At 42.2% G+C, this 18,920-nt stretch carries 16 protein-coding genes; 1 reads left to right on the top strand and 15 read right to left on the bottom strand.

All coding sequences use genetic code 11. The features are described 5' to 3' along the window. Window position 1: 1 nt before the first annotated feature. Genes DS2_RS15995 through DS2_RS20040 form a run of 9 tightly spaced genes read right to left on the bottom strand, consistent with a single transcriptional unit; the run spans window position 2 to window position 9,313 of the window. Window positions 2-1,249 (bottom strand): type II secretion system F family protein, encoded by a 1,248-nt coding sequence (locus DS2_RS15995; RefSeq protein ID WP_035015887.1) that lies wholly within the window; start codon window positions 1,247-1,249, stop codon window positions 2-4. Beyond that, window positions 1,249-2,994: a GspE/PulE family protein gene (locus DS2_RS15990; protein ID WP_035015885.1), complete on the bottom strand. Its 1,746-nt coding sequence runs from the start codon at window positions 2,992-2,994 to the stop codon at window positions 1,249-1,251. Before DS2_RS15990 ends, DS2_RS15995 begins: the two co-directional genes overlap by 1 nt. After that, the gene (locus DS2_RS15985) at window positions 2,991-4,160 is read right to left on the bottom strand and encodes a tetratricopeptide repeat protein (RefSeq protein ID WP_035015884.1); all 1,170 of its coding nucleotides are present in this window, start codon (window positions 4,158-4,160) and stop codon (window positions 2,991-2,993) included. Before DS2_RS15985 ends, DS2_RS15990 begins: the two co-directional genes overlap by 4 nt. Next, window positions 4,157-5,098 carry an ExeA family protein gene (locus DS2_RS15980; RefSeq protein ID WP_035015883.1) on the bottom strand — a complete coding sequence of 314 codons (942 nt, stop codon included), beginning with the start codon at window positions 5,096-5,098 and terminating at the stop codon, window positions 4,157-4,159. Before DS2_RS15980 ends, DS2_RS15985 begins: the two co-directional genes overlap by 4 nt. A 3-nt stretch (window positions 5,099-5,101) precedes the next feature. Next, window positions 5,102-6,724, bottom strand: coding sequence for a pilus (MSHA type) biogenesis protein MshL (gene mshL / locus DS2_RS15975; RefSeq protein WP_035015881.1), 1,623 nt, complete (start codon window positions 6,722-6,724; stop codon window positions 5,102-5,104). A 3-nt stretch (window positions 6,725-6,727) separates the two neighbouring features. Continuing rightward, entirely contained in the window at window positions 6,728-7,087 is a 360-nt protein-coding gene (locus DS2_RS15970; RefSeq protein ID WP_035015880.1) for a GspB domain-containing protein, read from the bottom strand. Next, entirely contained in the window at window positions 7,084-7,752 is a 669-nt protein-coding gene (gene gspM, locus DS2_RS15965) for a type II secretion system protein GspM (RefSeq protein ID WP_035015878.1), read from the bottom strand. The genes DS2_RS15970 and gspM overlap by 4 nt, the downstream gene beginning before the upstream one ends. Beyond that, window positions 7,749-8,363: a PilN domain-containing protein gene (locus tag DS2_RS15960; protein ID WP_035015877.1), complete on the bottom strand. Its 615-nt coding sequence runs from the start codon at window positions 8,361-8,363 to the stop codon at window positions 7,749-7,751. The genes gspM and DS2_RS15960 overlap by 4 nt, the downstream gene beginning before the upstream one ends. Beyond that, window positions 8,360-9,313 (bottom strand): hypothetical protein, encoded by a 954-nt coding sequence (locus DS2_RS20040; RefSeq protein ID WP_152537628.1) that lies wholly within the window; start codon window positions 9,311-9,313, stop codon window positions 8,360-8,362. Before DS2_RS20040 ends, DS2_RS15960 begins: the two co-directional genes overlap by 4 nt. Before the next feature lie 121 nt (window positions 9,314-9,434). On the opposite strand from DS2_RS20040, the gene DS2_RS15950 reads away from it, so the two are divergent. Then, window positions 9,435-10,385 (top strand): 1-aminocyclopropane-1-carboxylate deaminase/D-cysteine desulfhydrase, encoded by a 951-nt coding sequence (locus DS2_RS15950; protein ID WP_051479943.1) that lies wholly within the window; start codon window positions 9,435-9,437, stop codon window positions 10,383-10,385. Here the strand turns inward: DS2_RS15950 and DS2_RS15945 are convergent. The 6 genes from DS2_RS15945 to ilvG form a co-directional block, all read right to left on the bottom strand. Continuing rightward, window positions 10,339-12,225, bottom strand: coding sequence for an EAL domain-containing protein (locus DS2_RS15945; RefSeq protein ID WP_035015875.1), 1,887 nt, complete (start codon window positions 12,223-12,225; stop codon window positions 10,339-10,341). The two genes, DS2_RS15950 and DS2_RS15945, sit on opposite strands and share 47 nt — an antisense overlap. Before the next feature lie 99 nt (window positions 12,226-12,324). Next, window positions 12,325-13,878, bottom strand: coding sequence for a threonine ammonia-lyase, biosynthetic (gene ilvA / locus DS2_RS15940; protein ID WP_035015873.1), 1,554 nt, complete (start codon window positions 13,876-13,878; stop codon window positions 12,325-12,327). 4 nt (window positions 13,879-13,882) lie between these two features. Then, window positions 13,883-15,724 (bottom strand): dihydroxy-acid dehydratase, encoded by a 1,842-nt coding sequence (gene ilvD, locus DS2_RS15935; RefSeq protein WP_035015872.1) that lies wholly within the window; start codon window positions 15,722-15,724, stop codon window positions 13,883-13,885. 93 nt (window positions 15,725-15,817) lie between these two features. After that, on the bottom strand, window positions 15,818-16,747 hold the full coding sequence (locus DS2_RS15930; protein WP_035015870.1) for a branched-chain amino acid transaminase: 930 nt from the start codon (window positions 16,745-16,747) through the stop codon (window positions 15,818-15,820). Between the two features lie 17 nt (window positions 16,748-16,764). Next, the gene (ilvM, locus tag DS2_RS15925) at window positions 16,765-17,028 is read right to left on the bottom strand and encodes an acetolactate synthase 2 small subunit (RefSeq protein ID WP_035015869.1); all 264 of its coding nucleotides are present in this window, start codon (window positions 17,026-17,028) and stop codon (window positions 16,765-16,767) included. 1 nt (window position 17,029) lies between these two features. Further along, complete coding sequence (gene ilvG, locus DS2_RS15920; RefSeq protein WP_035015868.1) at window positions 17,030-18,673, bottom strand: acetolactate synthase 2 catalytic subunit; 1,644 nt, start codon at window positions 18,671-18,673, stop codon at window positions 17,030-17,032. Window positions 18,674-18,920 lie beyond the last annotated feature (247 nt).

Genomic DNA, 18,920 nt, shown 5'->3' with positions numbered 1-18,920 from the left:
TCTAACCTTTCACCGTATTCATCATATCCCACATCGGCATAAAGATACCCAATGCTAATATCATGACAATGCCCGCTACTATTGCAATAAGTATAGGCTCAATTTTGGCCGTTAAGCTTTTTAAATCATAGTCTACTTCGCGCTCATAATAGTCGGCAACTTCTTCAAGCATATTGTCTATTTGCCCGGTTTCTTCGCCAACGGCGATCATTTGCATAACGAGCGGGGTAAACATCTTGGTTGCGTTAGCTGTGCGTAACATGCTGTCACCCTTTTCGATACCGCGGCGCATTTGCACAACTTTGCTGCCGACATAAGCATTGTCGACGGCTTCGGATGTCATTTGTAACGCATGCGTTAAGGGCACACCTGCTCTTAACATCATGGAAAATGAGCGAGCAAAACGCGACAAGGTTGAGCGCTCAATGATTGAACCGACAGCTGGTAGGCGCAGTTTATATTGATCCCACAACAATTTACCTTTGCTGGTTTGGACATATTTATTTAACGCGTAAACAGTTGCGACAATGGCAAGGATAATGATATGCCAATAGTTTACAAATAAGTGAGAGCTGGTTATGAGCAGTTGAGTTGTCCATGGCAGTTCGGCATCGAACTTAGCAAACATATCTGCAAAGGTTGGGATAACAAAGATATTCATTAAAAAAATGGCTGCGACAACGGCGAGGATTACGAATATTGGATAGCGGGTGGCGGACTGTATCCGTTTGCGTGTTTCTTGTTCGTCTTCTAAATATTGTGCTAGTTGCAAAAAAGCGGCGTCTAATTTACCGGTATTTTCACCCACATTGACCATACTGATGAACATTTTTGAAAAAACTTTTGGGAAAGATGCCATGGCATTGGCGATTGGGCGACCTTTTTCAAGCTCAGAACCTACTTGAGTTAAAGCATCTCTTAATTTTATCGATGTGGTTGTTTCTGCTAGGCCTTGTATCGCGCGAATGATTGGAATGCCTGCTTTTAATAATGAGTACATTTGTCGGGAAAACATCACTAGGTCCGACAGCGTTACTTGGGGCACAAATAATTGCATTTGCATTAGGCTTTGCTGAGATGACGCGTCATTACTTGCTTTTTTTGCGTTTTCAACGGTAATGCGTTTTATCGACAAAGGCACAATATTGCGGCGCTTCAAAGCAATTGCTGCTTCACTCTCATTGGCAGCTTCAATGGTACCATCCACTTTGCTGCCTGCTGCGCTGCCTTGATAACTATATTTAGCCATTAACTCTCCTCCAGCGCTTGTGCCATGCGCTCAAGTTCAGCCATATTTTCAACCAGTCGCAGCACTTCTGCTATCGATGTGATACCTTGCTGTGCGTAAGCGAGCGCTGCTTGCGCCAAAGTTTGGAATGATGGGCTTTTACGCGCTTGGATGGCAAAGTCTTCTATATCGCTGCGTTTTAAAGCATTTACCATAGCTTCATTGAGCTCTAAAAATTCAAACACACCAATACGTCCGCGGTAACCTAAATAGTTGCAAGATTGACACCCTTGACCAATTTTAAACGCTACATCTTTACATGACTTTCCGGCGAGTGCCGACAGCCATATATGTTCATTATCGCTTGGCTGGTAGTCTATAGTGCAATTGTCGCAATTTTTGCGAATTAAACGCTGAGCAATTACCGCTCTTAATGAGCTTGCGACTAAAAATCCTGGTGCGCCCATGTCCAATAAACGCACGGCACTACTAATTGAATCGTTTGTATGTAGAGTCGATAGCACCATATGACCGGTGAGTGCGCCGCGTAAACCAATTTCGACGGTTTCTTGATCACGCATCTCACCCACCATAATGATATCTGGGTCTTGTCGTAACGCTGTACGCAGTACACTGGCAAAAGATAAGTTTATTTTGCTATTTACTTGTACCTGGTTAATCCGCGGCAGACGGTATTCTACTGGGTCTTCAACGGTAATTATTTTTGATGCAGCTTGGTTGAGCTCACTTAAAGATGCATACAGAGTTGTTGTTTTACCTGAACCAGTTGGACCCGTGACCAGGATCATGCCATTTGGTCTGTGCAATACATTGCGGTAGCGTTTGAGAATATCTTCTGGCATGCCTGTTTGTTCAAGACTCAGCACCCCACCGCTTTGATCTAATAAACGCATGACCACAGACTCACCATGCTGAATTGGCATGGTTGACATACGTACATCAATACTTTTGCCTGCGGTTTTGATATTAAAGCGCCCATCTTGCGGTAAGCGTTTTTCTGAGATATCTAAACCAGCCATGAGTTTTAATCTCAATACTAGTGCGGGTGCTATATGTACTTCATTTAATATTGACTCTTGCAATACGCCATCCACTCGTTGGCGAATGCGCAGTGCCCTATCATCGGGTTCAATATGTATATCCGACGCTTTCACCTGTACCGCGTCTTCAAAAATAGTGTTGAGCAGCTTTGCCACTGTGGCTTCTTCTTCATCACCATCTGTGGCGAACATTGCCGCATTAAAATCTTCGGTTTCGGCATATTCAGTTTCTAGCTGCGAGGCAAATGATTGAATATCTGCGGTACGGCGATATAACGCATCAAAGGATTCAAGCAACTGGCTTTCTTTTACTGCAACAATTTTAAGCTCTTTGTCGGTCAGTCGAGAGGCCACCGAGTCAATTGCATTTATGTCGGCAGGATCGCTCATGCCCAGTACGTAATGTTCTGTTTCTTCTTCGACTATGAGTACTCGGTTTCGCCGAGCAAATACTTCGGGCAGTTTTTGCGCTAAGTTTGCATCTAGGCGTTTTTGCGAAATATCCCAATAGGGGACATTGAGCTGCTGCGCTAAAAACGTTAGCAGTTGGCGTTCAGATATTGCACCCGATGCGATAAGCGTTGCACCCAGTTTACGGCCGCTTTCTTTTTGTTGCTTAAGCGCCTCCATTAACTGGCCTTCGCTAATAATTCCTTCGTCAACGAGTAAGTCACCTAGGCGTTTTTTTAACTTTGGTTTGATCATGGTTGTAGCTCCATGATTTTGTTCTCTACAAATTTAAGCGATGCAGTACTGACACCTCCTTGATTTGCAACTGTTTGATAGTGCTTTAATGCCAGTTGTTTTTCACCTAACTTTTCAGCGTTAATGGCTGCTCCTAAATGCCATTTGGCATGGCTTGGGTTTAGAGTGAGCAAGGTTTGCCAGGTTTGATAAGCAGCTTGCCAGTACTCAAGTTGTTGGGCTAAGTTGGCTTTAAATTGAAACATATTGGTGTGGTAGCCAGCTACTTCTGGGCTATTTGGCACAGATTCTAGTACTTGCCATGCGGCCTGTAGCTGGTTTTGTTCATTTAGTATTCGCCCTGCAATAAAATAATAATCCCAATGCTTGGGATACTGGTGGATACCTTGTTTAAGTGTTGCTAGAGCCTTGGCGGTATTTTGCCCGCCATAAAAGATACTGACCAATAAGATACGGGCTTGATGGAAGTCAGGTTTGAGCTTTAGTGCGGATAAAATATGCTGTTCGGCTGGGATAAATTGGCCACTATCTAATAAATCTTGAGCGCGTTCAAATTTACTATAGGCAATTTCTTCTGCTGATTTTTGCGTATTTTGAATTCGCAATTTACCACTAGGTTGCGCGGCTTGTTGAGTTGGTTGCTCGCTTGATGGCTTGTCTGTTTGATTGCTTTTTGCTACTGGTTCAACTGGCGTATCTGCAGAAGTTGGTACGTCTGCGGTTGGTGGGCTCGATGCTTGGCGCTGTGATTGTGTTGGCGCTGAAACACTGGCAACGGCCTGTTGAGAAGTGGATGATTGTTCTAGACTTTTATCTGCCGGAGCAGTTGTTGTATTTTCATTTTGGTGTGTTGGGGCAATTAAATTAGCATTAATTATTTTTGCTGTTGGCTCAGCTTCTGATGATTCTTGTTGTTTAGGTGATGTAGCTTGTTGTGGTACAGCCATTGTTGTTGTGGGTTCCAGCTGCTTTTGTATATCTGGCCAATACATCCATAGCGCATATATAACAAGCAAAAGTGCAACTACCGCCCAAATTATTTTCCTACTGTTGTTGGTTACTTTGTTCGCTTGTGCGGGTATCTGTGGGTAATCTTGCTCGGCGGATGCTTGGCCTTGCTGTTGGCGACTGTCTAAATCTTTGAGCATTTGGTTGATGACACTCATGCTTGGCCTCCTAACCAAAAGCTCGTGGCAATCGCAATTACAGCTGCGAGGCTTAGCATAATTCTTTGTGCCTTTTTGTCTGTTAATAGTCGAGCAAATAAAGCTGTAGGGGTTGCAATGGCCGATTGGCGGTGAGTCGCTTCGGTATCATTGATTGCTTGTTTGGCGTGCTCTGTGGTTATAGAGCTGGTTCCTTGACCAAAAGCTAGCATCAAACATTTGTGCGCCAAAATATTTATGATTCTTGGTGTGCCTTGCGATGCTTGAAATAATAATTTACACACTGGCAAGGTAAATATTGGCATGCCTTGGTATCCTGCAATGGTCATTCTATGGTGCAAATATGCTTGAATTTGCTCTGATTGCAATTGGTCTAAGCGAATTGAAAAGGTTATGCGTTGTTTTATTTGCCTAAAATTATGTTGTTCTAGTCTGTTATCTAGTTCGGGCTGAGCAAATAAAACTAGTTGCATTAGTTTACTGTTTTCTGTTTCTAGATTGGTAAACAGTCTGAGTGCTTCTAAGCTTTCATCGGGTAACACTTGCGCTTCGTCTAAAATGAGCACCAGTTGTTTGCCTTGTGCGCATATATCTATGAGTTTTTGTTGTATTTTTTGTGTTAACGCAGCGCTTGCGCAGTTTTCGCTGTCGATGGCTAATTCTTGCGCAACCGCATGGCGCAATTCATCTGGGTTCAAATACGGGTTGGGAATATAGGCCGTGACAAATTCGTCGCCCAAGTCGTTCATTAGTTTTCGGCACAACAAGGTTTTACCTGTGCCGACTTCGCCTGTTACTTTAACAAAACCTTCACCCATTTTTAGCGCAGTTATCAAGGTTTGCAAAGCTTCGTGGTGGCTTGGTAGCCCCAAGAAAAATTGCGTATTTGGCGTCAGTGAAAATGGCAGCTCTTTTAAACCAAAATGATATAAGTACACAGATTACTCCGCTTGATACCATTGTTTTAGCAGGTTTGAAGAACGTTGTAATTGTTCTTGCCAGGTACCTTTGCCTACAACAGTCGGTTTGATCATAATGATAAGCTCTTTCTTTTGGCGCGTTGTTGATTTTGATTTAAACAACTCACCTAACACCGGAATATCGCCCAAAATAGGCGTTTTAGAATCGTTATCTCTCTCTATTGTCTGCATTAGACCACCAATAACCACTATTTCACCTGAGTTAGCTTTAATAATGGTGTCTGATTCTCGGACGTTACTTTGAGCCAGAGGTAGGGTAAAATTTTGTTGATCTAAGGTGACAACTTTTACCTGTTCACTGGTATCTATTACCGATGGGTGGACATGCAGAATTACTTGGCCATCTGCATTAATTTGTGGTGTTACATCTAACGCTATGCCTGAGAAAAAAGGCTCAAGCTCAATATTTGGTGTGGATGTCGTAGCTGTACCTGTAACTGTTGTGGTTGAAACTTCAGTTACAAAATATTCATCGGTACCCACTTTAATGACGGCTTTTTGGTTATTTGCTGCGGTTAGTCTTGGGCTTGATAATACTTGTACATTGCCTTGGGTTTCGAGCAAACGAATGAGCCCAGCAAAATCACCATTGTTAAAAGATAAGCTAGTAATGCCGCCAAGGACATTGGTGATGGTATCGCCAATTGAACCACCTGTACGAATTGAGCCTATTGTTGTTGTGTCAACGGTTCCGAGTACGGTTTCCCACTCTATACCTTGTTGGTAACCATCGTTTAAACTGACCTCGATTACTTTGGCTTCGAGTATCACTTGGCGTTGCATTTGTTGTTCTGTAGCCGATAAAAATTGGCGAATGCTACGAATTTCATCTGGAAAAGCACGTACAGTAACTAACCCAGCTTGTGGATTGACGATAATGCTGCGGCCTTCCTGCGCGGTTAACAGTGTATTTAACGCACTTTTTAATTCGGTCCAAAAATCATTTTGTGTATTGGATACGATAGTGGTGCCATTGGCTGTGTTACTAGACAAACCACTGGCTGAATTTTGGTTGGCTTCTTGTCCTGCTAAACCTAAATTTGAGTTATTGCCGCCACTGTTTGCATCTCGTGAGTTACTGACACCTCCAGAGGTGATTGAAGTGAAGGACGCGCCAAAACGCTGCATGGCTAAATAATCAACAGATATAGTTTCAGTACGCATGCCCGCTGGGAATATTTGCAACAAACGCCCTTTTAAACGTATATCGTAGCCATAAATATCTTTGACGATTTCAACCACTTCAGCCAGCGTAACGCCTTTTAGCGCAAGTGTTAGCTCACCAGTTACGCTTGGGTGAACCACTAAATTGAGTGCGGTCCCTGCAACTAAATTGCGGAAAAAGGGTTCTATCGCGACAGCTTGTGCTTCAATGTCGTATCTTTTGTCATCATCTAATGGGTTTTGGCTGAGTTGACTTAATTGTGGTGTGAGATCTGCCCAAACTTCATCTGGAATTTTTTCGGGGGCTGCTTTTTTTGGGCTGTTAAGTGCCTTTTCAATGTCTGGTGACAATTGACGAGACTGGCATCCGACCAAAAGGAATAATGTGACAACAAAGCTGAAGCTGAGTTTTATGCGCATAGGTTAATGGCCATCCAATTTACTTGCTGTTTTAACCTGAACTGATTGCAGATTAATGGTTTGTTTTTCACCGCTTTTATTCAGAGTAACGGCTTGCGGTGTGATTTTTATAACTTGAGTGTCTGCGTTAAGCCATTGCTGCTCTTTATATGACTTGTTATTAATAATGGCAAACTTTTGCTGATTATTAAACATAATTGCTTGCAGATTGATTTGACTACTGGCCGTTTTGGTTGTTGCGGTGACAGCAGCTGTGCCGAGCAAACTAAAATTAGGTCGAGTCGGATCTGTAGGTAATGCACTACAAATTGTGCTGATAATAATGCAGGTAAACCCTATTAAATAGTTGATGTATTTTTTCATAGTTTTAATACATCCTCGGTTAAACTCAAGGTTGCAATTTCAATGCTTAGTTGGGCACTTGGGTACTGTTTTACCTGATATTGAAAGTTTTGCCAGTTAAATTGCCATGGCAATGATTCAACACTGTGTAAAAACTCGTATATATCTTGGTAGCGACCTTCTATCACCATATGTAAATTCTGTTGGTATAGGCTAACGTTCATCGCTGGATGTTTGTCTGCAGCAGCTTGATTGACCGCCATTAAATCAACGGCTGGCATCGCGTGTAGACTAACCAGTTTTACTCTGTCACTTTGTGCTAGCATGTCTTGCAGCAGCTGTGTCATTTGCTCGGTATTGACAAGCTCAGCCGAAATTTGCTCTAAGTTAGCATCTACCGACTCTAGTCTTTGTTTGAGTTGGCTAATTTGCTCATTTAATGGCAAGTTAATATCGATTCTAAGTGCTTGTTTAAGCTCGGTTGAACTTTGTTCTAACTCAACAATTTGTGTTTTTAATATGTCTAACTCTTGCTGTTGTTGAGAATATTGTGACCAGGCGGGTTCAATAAATAACATAACAAATACATAGATTAATACACCGCAGCCACTAAAAAAGATGATTAGCTTTTCGCGTTTTGTTATCTGACTATATCTATCTTCAAGTTGTTGCCACTGCTGCTTCATAATTGCCCTGCCAAAGAGTCTGTTTCACTGAGTTTGTTGGTCGCAACGCTGAATTGTGTGTATAAGCCATTGGCGGAAGCATTCAAGGTTAAATCTTTAAAGGTTTTACCGATAAAATAATCTGATTGACTCAAACCAGCGAGCCATTGTGGAATAGTTGAAACTTTACTCGACCCGCCTTTTAGCACAATTTGTTTATTTTGATAAACAATGGTTTCCAACCAGATGCCTGTATGGTGATAGTTAGCGAGATCAGCCATTAATGGTGAAAATTGAAAGCCTGTTTGTTGGCGTGATTCAACCAGGTTCTTAACTGCTTGTTTTTGTGAAATCTCACGGCTGAGATTGACAATAGTGTCTTTGAGCGCTGGATCTTCAGCGCGATTGGCTAGTGCTGACTCGAATTCGTCTACCAAACTTTGCTGCAGCGCAATTGCTTGACTGACTTTGTTGTATTCAGCTGAGGTTGTTGCGGCAAGTGAATTAACCCACCAAGCGATTGCCGACAAGCTCAGCAGTAAAATCAGCCAAACACTCGAAATTTTGCCTAGACTCAACGGATCTGGTTTTGGATGAAACTCTTCGAGGTAGAGGTTGATGTCACGTTTCATTTCGCCACTCCGTTACCTTGCGGTTGCGGATTCAATAACTCTTGCACTGCACCAATTGCAGGGAAATAGGCGTGATTATCTGAATCTGGTAATTCGTCAGCCAAACGATTCTTTAATGGCAAAACAGGCACGTCAAAGTTTTCACCAATTTGGTCAATTAATTGTTTTTCGTGTTTATTTTGAATAGAAATATAAATTCTTTTAACTGGAGGTTGGCGAAGTTGGCTTTCAAAATAATCAAGCGAGCGCTGGATTTCTAAGCTTAAACCATCGGCCGCGCCATGTTTGATTTCGAGCTCGGCGAATGTGTCAATCTTGTCATAGCCTCTAACTCGGCGGAAAAAGTATATTTTGCCTTCTTTGACAATTTGTAGCAGTAGTTGTTCATCTGGGTGGTGAACAACTAACAGTGATGCATCGTTGTCGCTCAAAAATAAGTCTTCGTAAGCCAGTTCGTCAATGGTTATTCTATTGAGCAAGTTACATTTTTGATTACACTCTTTGATAACCATTTGCACAAAACGTTTATTTGCCACCACTAAATTGATTTTATTTTGGCCATGCTGCTGCACTGGGATATCAAAGTACTCAGTGACCACGTCATCTAAAGGTACATTGATATAGTCTGCCGCGGCATATTTTATTGCAGATGCGAGTTCATCTTCTGTTACATCTGGCTTGTCGGCAACAAAAAGTTGGTATTGCGAGCCAGGTAATACAATATTTAAGCTGGCTTGTTTAATCAGAGGTGAAGTTTCAAGAAGTTGCTTAATGCAATTGTGCCAGTTTTCATTGCTTTCGAGCGGTTGATCTGCTGTATGCAGCGGTGTTTTTTGTCCTGGCTGATAGATCAACAGGTAAGCTGCTGTGCTGGTCATCATTAAAGATGCATGATAGCGGCTCTGTTTGTTTTTGGAGAATTTTTGTTGTATTGATTTTAGACTAAGCATTGGTCTCATTTATCAAGTGTGTTTACACCACCGCTTTACTATAAATTATAGAAGACAACCCGACGGTTTAGTAAAATCAGATACTTAATTATCAACTAAGATTGTGTATTTTCCAACTTTAATGTTCAATTTACCTTCACCGATTCAACAATTATCGCACTCATCGTTTGCAGATGCCGAGCTAGATGTATTTATTAAACGAGATGATTTAATTCATCCCATTGTAAGTGGCAACAAATGGCGCAAACTTAAATATTTTTTTAACGATGCAGACATGCCTAAACATATGGTTAGTTTTGGTGGTGCTTATAGCAATCATATACATGCGTTGAGCTATGTGGCGAATTATTACGATATCCCACTGAGCCTGTATATCAGGGGGGAAGCAAGCTGGCTAGACAAGCCTCAGCAGTTAAGCCCGACATTGCGTGACTGCATGCAAAATCAAGCAATGTTAAATTTTTTAGACCGAAAAACCTATCGGTTAAAAGATGACGCTGAGTTTAAACAGCAAATTTTAGCTAACTATCCCAATCGGACTTTATGGGTTGCTGAGGGTGGCTGTGATCAGATCGCGCTAAAAGGTGTCGCAGAGATATTGTCTGAACAAACCAATGACTTTGACTATATAGTTTGCCCTGTGGGCTCTGCTACCACATTGGCTGGTTTAGTTGCCGCGGCAGCCCCAAACCAATGTGTTATTGGCATTGCAGCGTTGAAGCAGGCAGACTATTTACGTGAGCGAGTACATAGCTTAATTGGTGAGCAAGCTAAAAGCAAAAACTGGCAATTGCTGACTGAATTTCATTGTGGAGGTTTTGGCAAATTAACTGAGTCGGTGTTACTGCAAGCTCAGCAGTTTTTTACACATCATCAAATAACACTAGATCCTGTGTATACCAGCAAAATGAGCCTTGCGTTTCACGCTCTTGTGGACAAGGGCTATTTTCCCAAGGGCGGAAAAGTTTTGTTATTGCATACAGGCGGAGTACAAGGTTGGCGAGGGTACTTGCAGCAAAATAAAGTCACCCAGGCGTATTTGACAGAGATAGGTTTGCCTCAGGTAAGTTAAAATATTGTCCTTGTGCACCAGCTAAATTGAGTTGTTTCAGCGTTTGCCATTCTGCTTCGGTTTCTAATCCAAACGCAAAAATCTTAACCGAGGTGTCGGCGCAAGTGCCTTGCAAGCTGCGAATAAACAATTGATTCTCACTTTTGCTTTGAATATTGCGCACTATGCTGCTGTGCAATTTTAGGTAAGAAATTGGATGATGTTTAATGTACTCAGAGCTTAATACGTATTGACCCACTTGATCGACTAAAATGCCAACATGTAATTTATCTAGTTGTTGTAAAAACAGTGATAGCTCTTCCGAGTGTTCTACTATGGTATATTCAGATACTTCTATCATCAGACGCTGAGCATGTTTAGGGTTTTGTGATAGCTCGTTTAAAAACCACTGCTTGAATTTATGGTCAAGTAGAGACTCTTGTGCCAAATTAATGCTGTACCTAGCTTCGCTGGTGGTATCTTGTTCGAATAACCGAATTAGCTTTAGCACAACTTGTTTGTCTATTTGGGTGATTAAACCGCATTTTTGCGCCATCGGCATAAATAAGCTGGCTTTGAGAATTTTGCCATCATTGTCTTTTACCCGAACTAAAACTTCTTGGTGATGAACTGTTCTGGGTTGGTGTTGGATAACTGACTGAAAATAAAGAATAAAGCCATTCTGCATCAGAGTTCTTTCTAATAGTGTACGCCATTGCAAAGAGCCCATAGTGACAGTTTTAACTTTATCTTGTTCTTGGTACATAAACCAGTTGATACCGCCTTGCAATTGTGCAGCTCGAATTGCCATATCAGCCTCGAGCAAAACTTGAGTTAGCTGATCACCTGAACGAAAACTCGCGACCCCCATATGGTACAAACTTTCGGGATCGAGTGGAGGTGGCACACGTACATGAGCTAACGCCCGTAAAATATGCTTGCACAATAGCTCAATATCTTTGACCGAGACATTGGTTAATAAAATTGCTAGATCACGCTGTGAATACCGAGCTAACAATGCCGTTGGGTGGCGTTTTAAACTCTGCTCTAGTATTTGAGTAAATTGGCCGAGCATTTCGTTGGCTGATTTTTTGTTGCGCTCAACCAGCTGATCAAAATCATCTATTCGTAGGCCAATAACAAATCCTTGCTCCACTTGCTCTTCAATATTAAGCAAAGCTTCTAACCTGTTTTCGAAGAATACTCGATTGCCTATACCTAGCTCTGGGTCTAAAAAAGTTTGCGCACGAATAAACTTATCAACGCGATTTTGTTCAGTTCTCGCGATGGCTAATTCATCTAACAAAACGTCGAGCACATCAAATAGGTTGGGATGTTTATTGTTGTTTTGGTTGCGATTACTTTGAAATAATCGACGCGCTTTGCGCTCTGTCTGGTAAAGTTTCTTTTCAATGTTTTTACTGGCCGCCCAAGCAAGCAGCAGGGCGCACAACCAAAATAGCCCAGTAATGGTTATCAACAAGATGATATGCTTACCACTTAAAATAAGGTATTTGATTTTAAATGTTTGCCCGTCTTGCAGTCGGAAAGTGCGTGTAGTGCCAGTCCAATTGAGCCATACGTTGGGTCTGATATAAGTTGGTGTTGCTAGTTTTATGTTGACAACAGCGACGATAGAATTGCTGGCAGTTAATAGTTTTGGCAGCTGAGTTAGTTTCACATCAGGTTTAGATTGCAAAATACTGGTGACTAGCTCATCACTATGCTGTTTGGCACTTTGTGCGATAGTAAAACCCCAGATCGCTGCGAAAAATATTACAAATAAGCTAATGGTTACCGCCAAGCGTTGCTGCCAGGTATGGAGTGTTCGAGCAATTGTCTTTAGAGGAAGTGCGGTCATCTTATCCCTGAGCCAAGTTTGCATGCCTACCTGTTAAGAGTAGAAGATAATTGGCCAGAAAACAAAAGAATCCGCACTTTTATGTTTAAAATTTCAACTCTAACTTTTCAAAAAGAATTGATAAGCAGGGTTATTACTTTCGTCTTTATAGCGATAACCAATTTTGTCTAAGTGGCTAGTGAATTCGGTTAATTCGGCTTCGCTAACATCAAAACCAGCTAGCACCATACCACTGGCGGCACTGTGGTTGCGGTAGTGGAATAAGGTGATATTCCAACGCTGACCTAATGTTTGTAAGAAGTTAAGTAACGCGCCTGGGTATTCAGGGAAGTCAAAACTAAACAGTCTTTCATTGGTTAACTCAGGTGCTCGACCCCCGACCATATGACGGACATGTTGTTTGGCAATTTCGTTATCAGATAAATCAAACCAATCTATATTGTTTTGTTTAAGCTCTGCTAACACTTCTTGTAGCTCGTCTTCACCGCGGCGAAGTTTTAACCCCACATATATATGGGCAGCTGAGCTGGGTGCATATCTATAGTTAAATTCTGTGATGGCGCGGCCACCTAAAATTTCACAGAATTTACGGAATGCGCCTTTTTCTTCTGGGATAGTCGCAGCAATAATTGCTTCTTTTTTCTCGCCTAACTCAGCACGCTCAGACACATACCTAAGTGTATGAAAGTTAATATTGGCACCACATAAAATACCCGCAAGTTGCAGTTTTTCAGTTGGTTTATTGGCCGCTAACCATTTTTTTATACCAGCGACAGACAAAGCACCAGCAGGTTCAGCAATTGCACGGGTATCATCAAAAATGTCTTTAATCGCCGCGCATATTTCATCACTGTTCACAGTGATAATTTCATCAACATATTGCTGACATAGTCTGAAGGTTTCTTCGCCAATAATTTTAACGGCAACACCATCAGCAAATATGCCAACTTGGTCGAGCATCACGCGTTGGTTGTGCTCCATAGCCGCTTTTAAACAGGCTGATTCGTCTGACTCAACCGCAACAATTTTAATATTAGGTTTTAGCTGTTTTAGATAAACCGCGATACCTGCAGCTAAACCACCACCACCAACTGCAACAAATACCACGTCTAAATCGCGTTTAGCATCAAATAATTCTTTAGCGATTGTGCCTTGACCTGCAATAACATCTTCATCATCAAAAGGTGGTACATAAGTGTAACCTTCTGATTTTGCTAGCTCTTGCGCATGGTTGCTGGCAACATCAAAACTGCGACCAATTAAAATAATATCCGCCCAGTCGCCGCCAAAGTTACGCACCGCTTCCACTTTAATATCAGGGGTGGTTTCTGGCATGACTATGGTCGCTTTTACTTTCATGCGATTGGCAGAAAGCGCTACGCCTTGCGCATGATTACCCGCAGATGCGGTTATAACACCACGGGCTTTGGCATTGTCACTGAGGTTGGCAATTTTATTGTATGCACCACGTAACTTGAACGATTTTACCGGTTGTTGGTCTTCGCGTTTTAACCAAATATCCTGGTGCACACGTTGCGACAACCCACCCATGTAATTGAGGTCGGTATTTTTGGCCACATCATATACAGGGGCGACTAAGATTTTGCGCAGGTAATCCTGCGCAGATAAATGTTTAGTTTGGTTGTCACTCATTTTATTAGTCTTCTAATTTGCTGCGATCACGCACAGCACCTTTGTCGGCACTGGTTGCAAACATAGCAAAAGTTTTTAATGCAAAAGAAACTTCACGCTCACGGCTAACAGGTTTCCAGCCAGCTGCATCTTGTTGTTTACGACGCTCTGCAAGTTCAGCTTCATCGACTTTTAATGAGATGCCTCGGTTCGGGATATCAATTTCAATGATGTCGCCATCTTTTACTAAACCAATAGTACCGCCGCTTGCCGCTTCAGGCGAAACGTGACCAATAGATAAACCAGATGTACCGCCAGAGAATCGACCGTCAGTGATTAATGCACAAGCTTTACCTAAACCCTTAGATTTTAAGAAAGTGGTTGGGTACAACATTTCTTGCATGCCCGGACCACCTTTGGGGCCTTCGTAACGAATGACTACCACGTCACCGGCTTTAACTTTGTCACCTAAAATGCCGTCTACTGCATCTTCTTGGCTTTCAAATACAATTGCTGGGCCTGAGAATTTTAAGATGCTTTCGTCTACACCCGCCGTTTTTACAATACAACCATCAACAGCAATATTGCCTTCTAATACGGCTAAACCACCGTCTTGGCTATAGGCGTTTTCTTTGCTGCGAATACAACCATTTGCACGGTCGTTGTCTAACGAAGGCCAGCGGCAGTCTTGCGAGAAGGCTTTAGTGGTACGAATACCTGCAGGGCCAGCTTGGTAGAAAGTTTTAACCGCTTCGTCTTCGGTTACCATAATATCCCATTTAGCTAGTACGTCTGCTAACTTGCCACCTAAAACGTGGTTGGTATCAGCATGCAGTAAGCCGGCACGGTTTAATTCACCTAATAAACCAATAACGCCACCTGCACGGTGTACGTCTTCCATATGGTATTTTTGAGTTGCTGGTGCAACTTTACTTAGGTTTGGCACTTTGCGCGACATACGGTCGATGTCGGCCATAGTAAAGTTAACATCACCTTCTTGCGCAGCCGCCAATAAGTGTAAAACTGTATTGGTTGAGCCACCCATAGCAATATCTAATGCAATGGCATTTTCAAATGCTTCGAAAGTTGCAATGTTGCGTGGCAAAATTGAGTCATCATCATTTTTGTAATATTGCTCACATAATTTAACGATGCGTGAACCCGCTTGTTTGAATAAATGTTCACGATCAGCGTGAGTTGCTAACATTGAACCATTGCCTGGCAAAGATAGACCTAGAGCTTCAGTTAAACAGTTCATTGAGTTTGCAGTGAACATACCTGAACATGAACCACAAGTAGGGCATGCTGAACGCTCAACTTCGTTACTTTGTTCGTCGGAAACAGTTGGGTCGGCACCTTGGATCATCGCATCAACTAAATCGAGTTTGATGATTTGGTCTGAAAGCTTAGTTTTACCCGCTTCCATTGGGCCACCAGATACAAAGATCACTGGAATGTTTAAGCGCATCGCCGCCATCAGCATGCCCGGGGTGATTTTGTCACAGTTGGAAATACAGACTAATGCATCAGCACAATGCGCGTTAACCATATATTCAACAGAATCCGCGATTAAGTCGCGAGAAGGCAAGCTATACAACATACCACCGTGGCCCATAGCAATACCATCATCTACTGCGATTGTATTAAATTCTTTGGCAACACCACCTGCTGCTTCAATGCTACGGGCAACTAATTGGCCCATGTCTTTTAAATGTACGTGACCTGGTACAAATTGAGTAAAAGAGTTTGCTACGGCAATAATTGGTTTGTTGAAATCTTCGTCTTTCATACCGGTTGCGCGCCATAACGCACGAGCACCTGCCATATTACGGCCTTGAGTTGTAGTGGCTGATCTTAATTTTGGCATTGTTCTGTCTCCCATTATTGGTTGGGTATTTAAATATGCAAAAGCAGGCGCGTGCCTGCTTGATAAGTGGGTTGTTAAGCTAGCAGTAAACGATTATTCGTTTACGTAATCTAACCAACCCCACTTGTCATCACCGACGCCTTTAACTAGGTCGAAGTAAGCTTTTTGAATCTTTTCAGTAATTGGACCGCGCTTACCATTGCCTACTGTAATTTGGTCGACGCTACGTACAGGGACAACTTCTGCCGCTGTACCACACATAAAGACTTCATCCGCTAAATATAAAGCTTCACGTGGGATTGCTTGTTCACGCACAGTGTAACCAAACTCGTTGGCTAATGTGATTAGGGTGTTACGCGTGATACCTGGCAAAATGCCACTGGTTAATGGTGGTGTGCTAATTACACCATCACGGACTACGAATATATTTTCACCTGCACCTTCAGAAATGCAGCCATTTTGGTCTAAACCTATGCCTTCAACATAACCATGACGTTTTGCTTCAGTAGTGATTAAGATTGAAGATAAGTAGTTACCACCGGCTTTTGCACCTGTTGGCATAGTGTTAGGTGCTAGACGATTCCAAGAAGTAATTGCAGCATCTACACCGTTTTCTAAACTTTCGTCACCTAAATATGAACCCCAGTTCAGCGCCATAATGGATGTTTCTAATGGTACTTTTGGTGGATTTAAACCTAAGCCATGCGCGCCCATAAATGCAAATGGACGTAAATAAGCGCTTTTTAAACCATTCTCTTTGACTATGTCTTTACAGCCTTGGTTAATTTCTTCTTCAGTAAAAGGAATTTCAAAGCGGTAAATTTTAGCTGAATCGAACAAGCGACGTGTATGCTCTTTCAAACGGAAAATCGCTGGACCTTTTGGTGTGTCGTAACAGCGTACACCTTCAAATACAGATGAACCGTAATGAATTGCATGACAAACAATATGCACAGTTGCTTCTTGCCATGGAATAACCTTGCCATTGTACCAAATTAGTTCTGGATAATTAGATTTGCTCATTGTTAATGTCCTGAAAATTACGCATTCATTGCTACGGCTGATTGTGAAAGTGCAGAGTTTAATTCTAACTCAGTCACATCGTATAATTTTTTCAATTGATGTTCTAAATTGCTGATAGGACGCTCGCCCGATACTGTCAATTGAATGTTGACTGTATTGCTTTGGTCGCAGTTTTTCATTTCAACTGCGTTTAGCGCAAAACCACGGTGACGGACGACTCGTAACACGCGTTCCATTGTTTCTGGTCGAGATTGTGCGATCAAATTAATGGTATGTGTCATCTTAGTTGCCCTCTATCATATCGTGGTTTGCTTTACCTGGCGGAACTAACGGCCAAACGTTATCTTTATCATCAATTTGTACATGTAATAAAATTGGCCCTTTGCTTTGAACAAATTGCTCGATAGCTTGGTCAACTTCATCACCTTTACTTATGCTAATCGCTGGTATGTCAAAAGCTTTAGCCAGTGTTATAAAGTCTGGATTATCGCTTAAATTTGTTTCTGAGTAACGCTCTTCGAAAAATAATTCTTGCCACTGTTTAACCATACCTAAACGTTGATTGTCTAATAACACAATTTTAACTGGCAAGTTAAAGCGCTTAATTGTACCTAATTCTTGCACGTTCATCATAAATGAACCGTCGCCTGATACCACAACTGAAGTTGCATCTGGGCGCGCTACTTGTGCACCAATAGCAGAAGGTAAACCAAAGCCCATAGTACCAGCACCACCGCTAGATAAGTGATTGCGCGGTGAGCTAAATAACATATGTTGTGCAACCCACATCTGGTGTTGGCCAACATCACAGCTGACGACATGATCTTCTGGTAACGCTTTGCTTAATTGGTTTAATAGTTTAGGCGCATAAATATTCTCGCCAGGATAGTCGTAACGCCAAGCAAATTCAGTGATTAAACTGCTAACACGCGCTAACCATTCCGGTGTATGAGGTGCAACTTTTAACTGAGGTAGTATTTGTTTGAAATCACCTAAAATCGCTACATCAGCGGTACGCAATTTGCTAATTTCTGCTGGATCTATATCTAAATGAATAACTTTAGCATTGGGCGCAAAGGTATCTAACTTACCTGTTACCCTGTCATCAAAACGCGCGCCAGTACAAATTAACAAATCACATTCTTGTACCGCATGGTTAGCTGCTTGGTTGCCGTGCATACCAACAAAACCTAAGTTGTAGGCATAATCACCCGGTACTGTACCCAAAGCTTTCAAGGTTGAAATTGCCGGGATTTGGCTATATTCCAATACGTCTTGTAACTCGTCAATCGCATCGGCTAAACCTACACCACCGCCAATATAGAATAGTGGTTTTTTCGCTGCGCCAATTAAATCGCGTGCGGCCGTTACTGCATTTTGGTCAATTGCTGGGAATTGTTTTTCATTAATTGGGTAAGGTTCAAAATCAACACTGCCAATTTGAATGTCTTTAGGAATATCGACTAACACAGGTCCTGGGCGGCCAGACTGAGCCAATTCAAACGCCTGATGCAACACATCAGCCAACTCATCTAAGCTTTGTACTAAGAAGCTGTGTTTGGTTATAGACAACGACATGCCCAAAACATCCATTTCTTGGAAGGCATCAGTGCCGATCAGGCTGCTGAATACCTGACCTGTAATGGCGACAACTGGAACTGAATCCATCATAGCATCGGCCAAACCAGTTACTAGGTTGGTTGCGCCTGGGCCTGAAGTCGCCATACAGACACCTACTTTACCGGTAGACCGTGCATAACCAATAGCTGAGAATGCCGCACCTTGTTCGTGACGACATAAAAAGTGTTGTACGTCTGAGTCGTACAAAGCGTCATAGATTGGCATGATGGCACCACCTGGGTAACCAAATACGTGTTTAACGCCATGTTGTTGTAAAACTTTTAAAACCAGTTCAGCGCCGGTCATAACTTACCCTTTATCTTTTAAATAACGACTAAAACAAAAAACCCCCGAGTCTTGCGACGCGAGGGTTTATGTTAGTCTGGTTAATTATAATTAAACCGAGCCATACCCCCGCGGTGAAGTGAGAAGCACCACCACGCTGACGACGACTAATTTAATCATAATTCGGAAATTCATCTTAATTCGATACCTGCAAAAGAGACGATTTGCATTTGAGGGCGTATAAATACCATACAATCGACCCTCAGAC

Source organism: Catenovulum agarivorans DS-2, from assembly GCF_000568405.1.
GTDB classification, from domain to species: Bacteria; Pseudomonadota; Gammaproteobacteria; order Enterobacterales; family Alteromonadaceae; genus Catenovulum; species Catenovulum agarivorans_A.
This window is presented reverse-complemented; position numbering and strand designations above follow the sequence as displayed.

What these genes read in the sequence shown, in the direction of transcription:
- DS2_RS15970 (WP_035015880.1), bottom strand. Translation starts at nt 7,087, where the DNA reads ATGAAAAAATACATCAACTATTTAATAGGGTTTACCTGCATTATTATC.
- ilvG (WP_035015868.1), bottom strand. Translation starts at nt 18,673, where the DNA reads ATGACCGGCGCTGAACTGGTTTTAAAAGTTTTACAACAACATGGCGTT.
- ilvA (WP_035015873.1), bottom strand. Translation starts at nt 13,878, where the DNA reads ATGAGTGACAACCAAACTAAACATTTATCTGCGCAGGATTACCTGCGC.
- mshL (WP_035015881.1), bottom strand. Translation starts at nt 6,724, where the DNA reads ATGCGCATAAAACTCAGCTTCAGCTTTGTTGTCACATTATTCCTTTTG.
- DS2_RS15990 (WP_035015885.1), bottom strand. Translation starts at nt 2,994, where the DNA reads ATGATCAAACCAAAGTTAAAAAAACGCCTAGGTGACTTACTCGTTGAC.
- ilvM (WP_035015869.1), bottom strand. Translation starts at nt 17,028, where the DNA reads ATGACACATACCATTAATTTGATCGCACAATCTCGACCAGAAACAATG.
- DS2_RS15985 (WP_035015884.1), bottom strand. Translation starts at nt 4,160, where the DNA reads ATGAGTGTCATCAACCAAATGCTCAAAGATTTAGACAGTCGCCAACAG.
- DS2_RS15995 (WP_035015887.1), bottom strand. Translation starts at nt 1,249, where the DNA reads ATGGCTAAATATAGTTATCAAGGCAGCGCAGCAGGCAGCAAAGTGGAT.
- DS2_RS15930 (WP_035015870.1), bottom strand. Translation starts at nt 16,747, where the DNA reads ATGAGCAAATCTAATTATCCAGAACTAATTTGGTACAATGGCAAGGTT.
- DS2_RS15960 (WP_035015877.1), bottom strand. Translation starts at nt 8,363, where the DNA reads ATGAAACGTGACATCAACCTCTACCTCGAAGAGTTTCATCCAAAACCA.
- DS2_RS15950 (WP_051479943.1), top strand. Translation starts at nt 9,435, where the DNA reads ATGTTCAATTTACCTTCACCGATTCAACAATTATCGCACTCATCGTTT.
- DS2_RS20040 (WP_152537628.1), bottom strand. Translation starts at nt 9,313, where the DNA reads ATGCTTAGTCTAAAATCAATACAACAAAAATTCTCCAAAAACAAACAG.
- gspM (WP_035015878.1), bottom strand. Translation starts at nt 7,752, where the DNA reads ATGAAGCAGCAGTGGCAACAACTTGAAGATAGATATAGTCAGATAACA.
- DS2_RS15945 (WP_035015875.1), bottom strand. Translation starts at nt 12,225, where the DNA reads ATGACCGCACTTCCTCTAAAGACAATTGCTCGAACACTCCATACCTGG.
- ilvD (WP_035015872.1), bottom strand. Translation starts at nt 15,724, where the DNA reads ATGCCAAAATTAAGATCAGCCACTACAACTCAAGGCCGTAATATGGCA.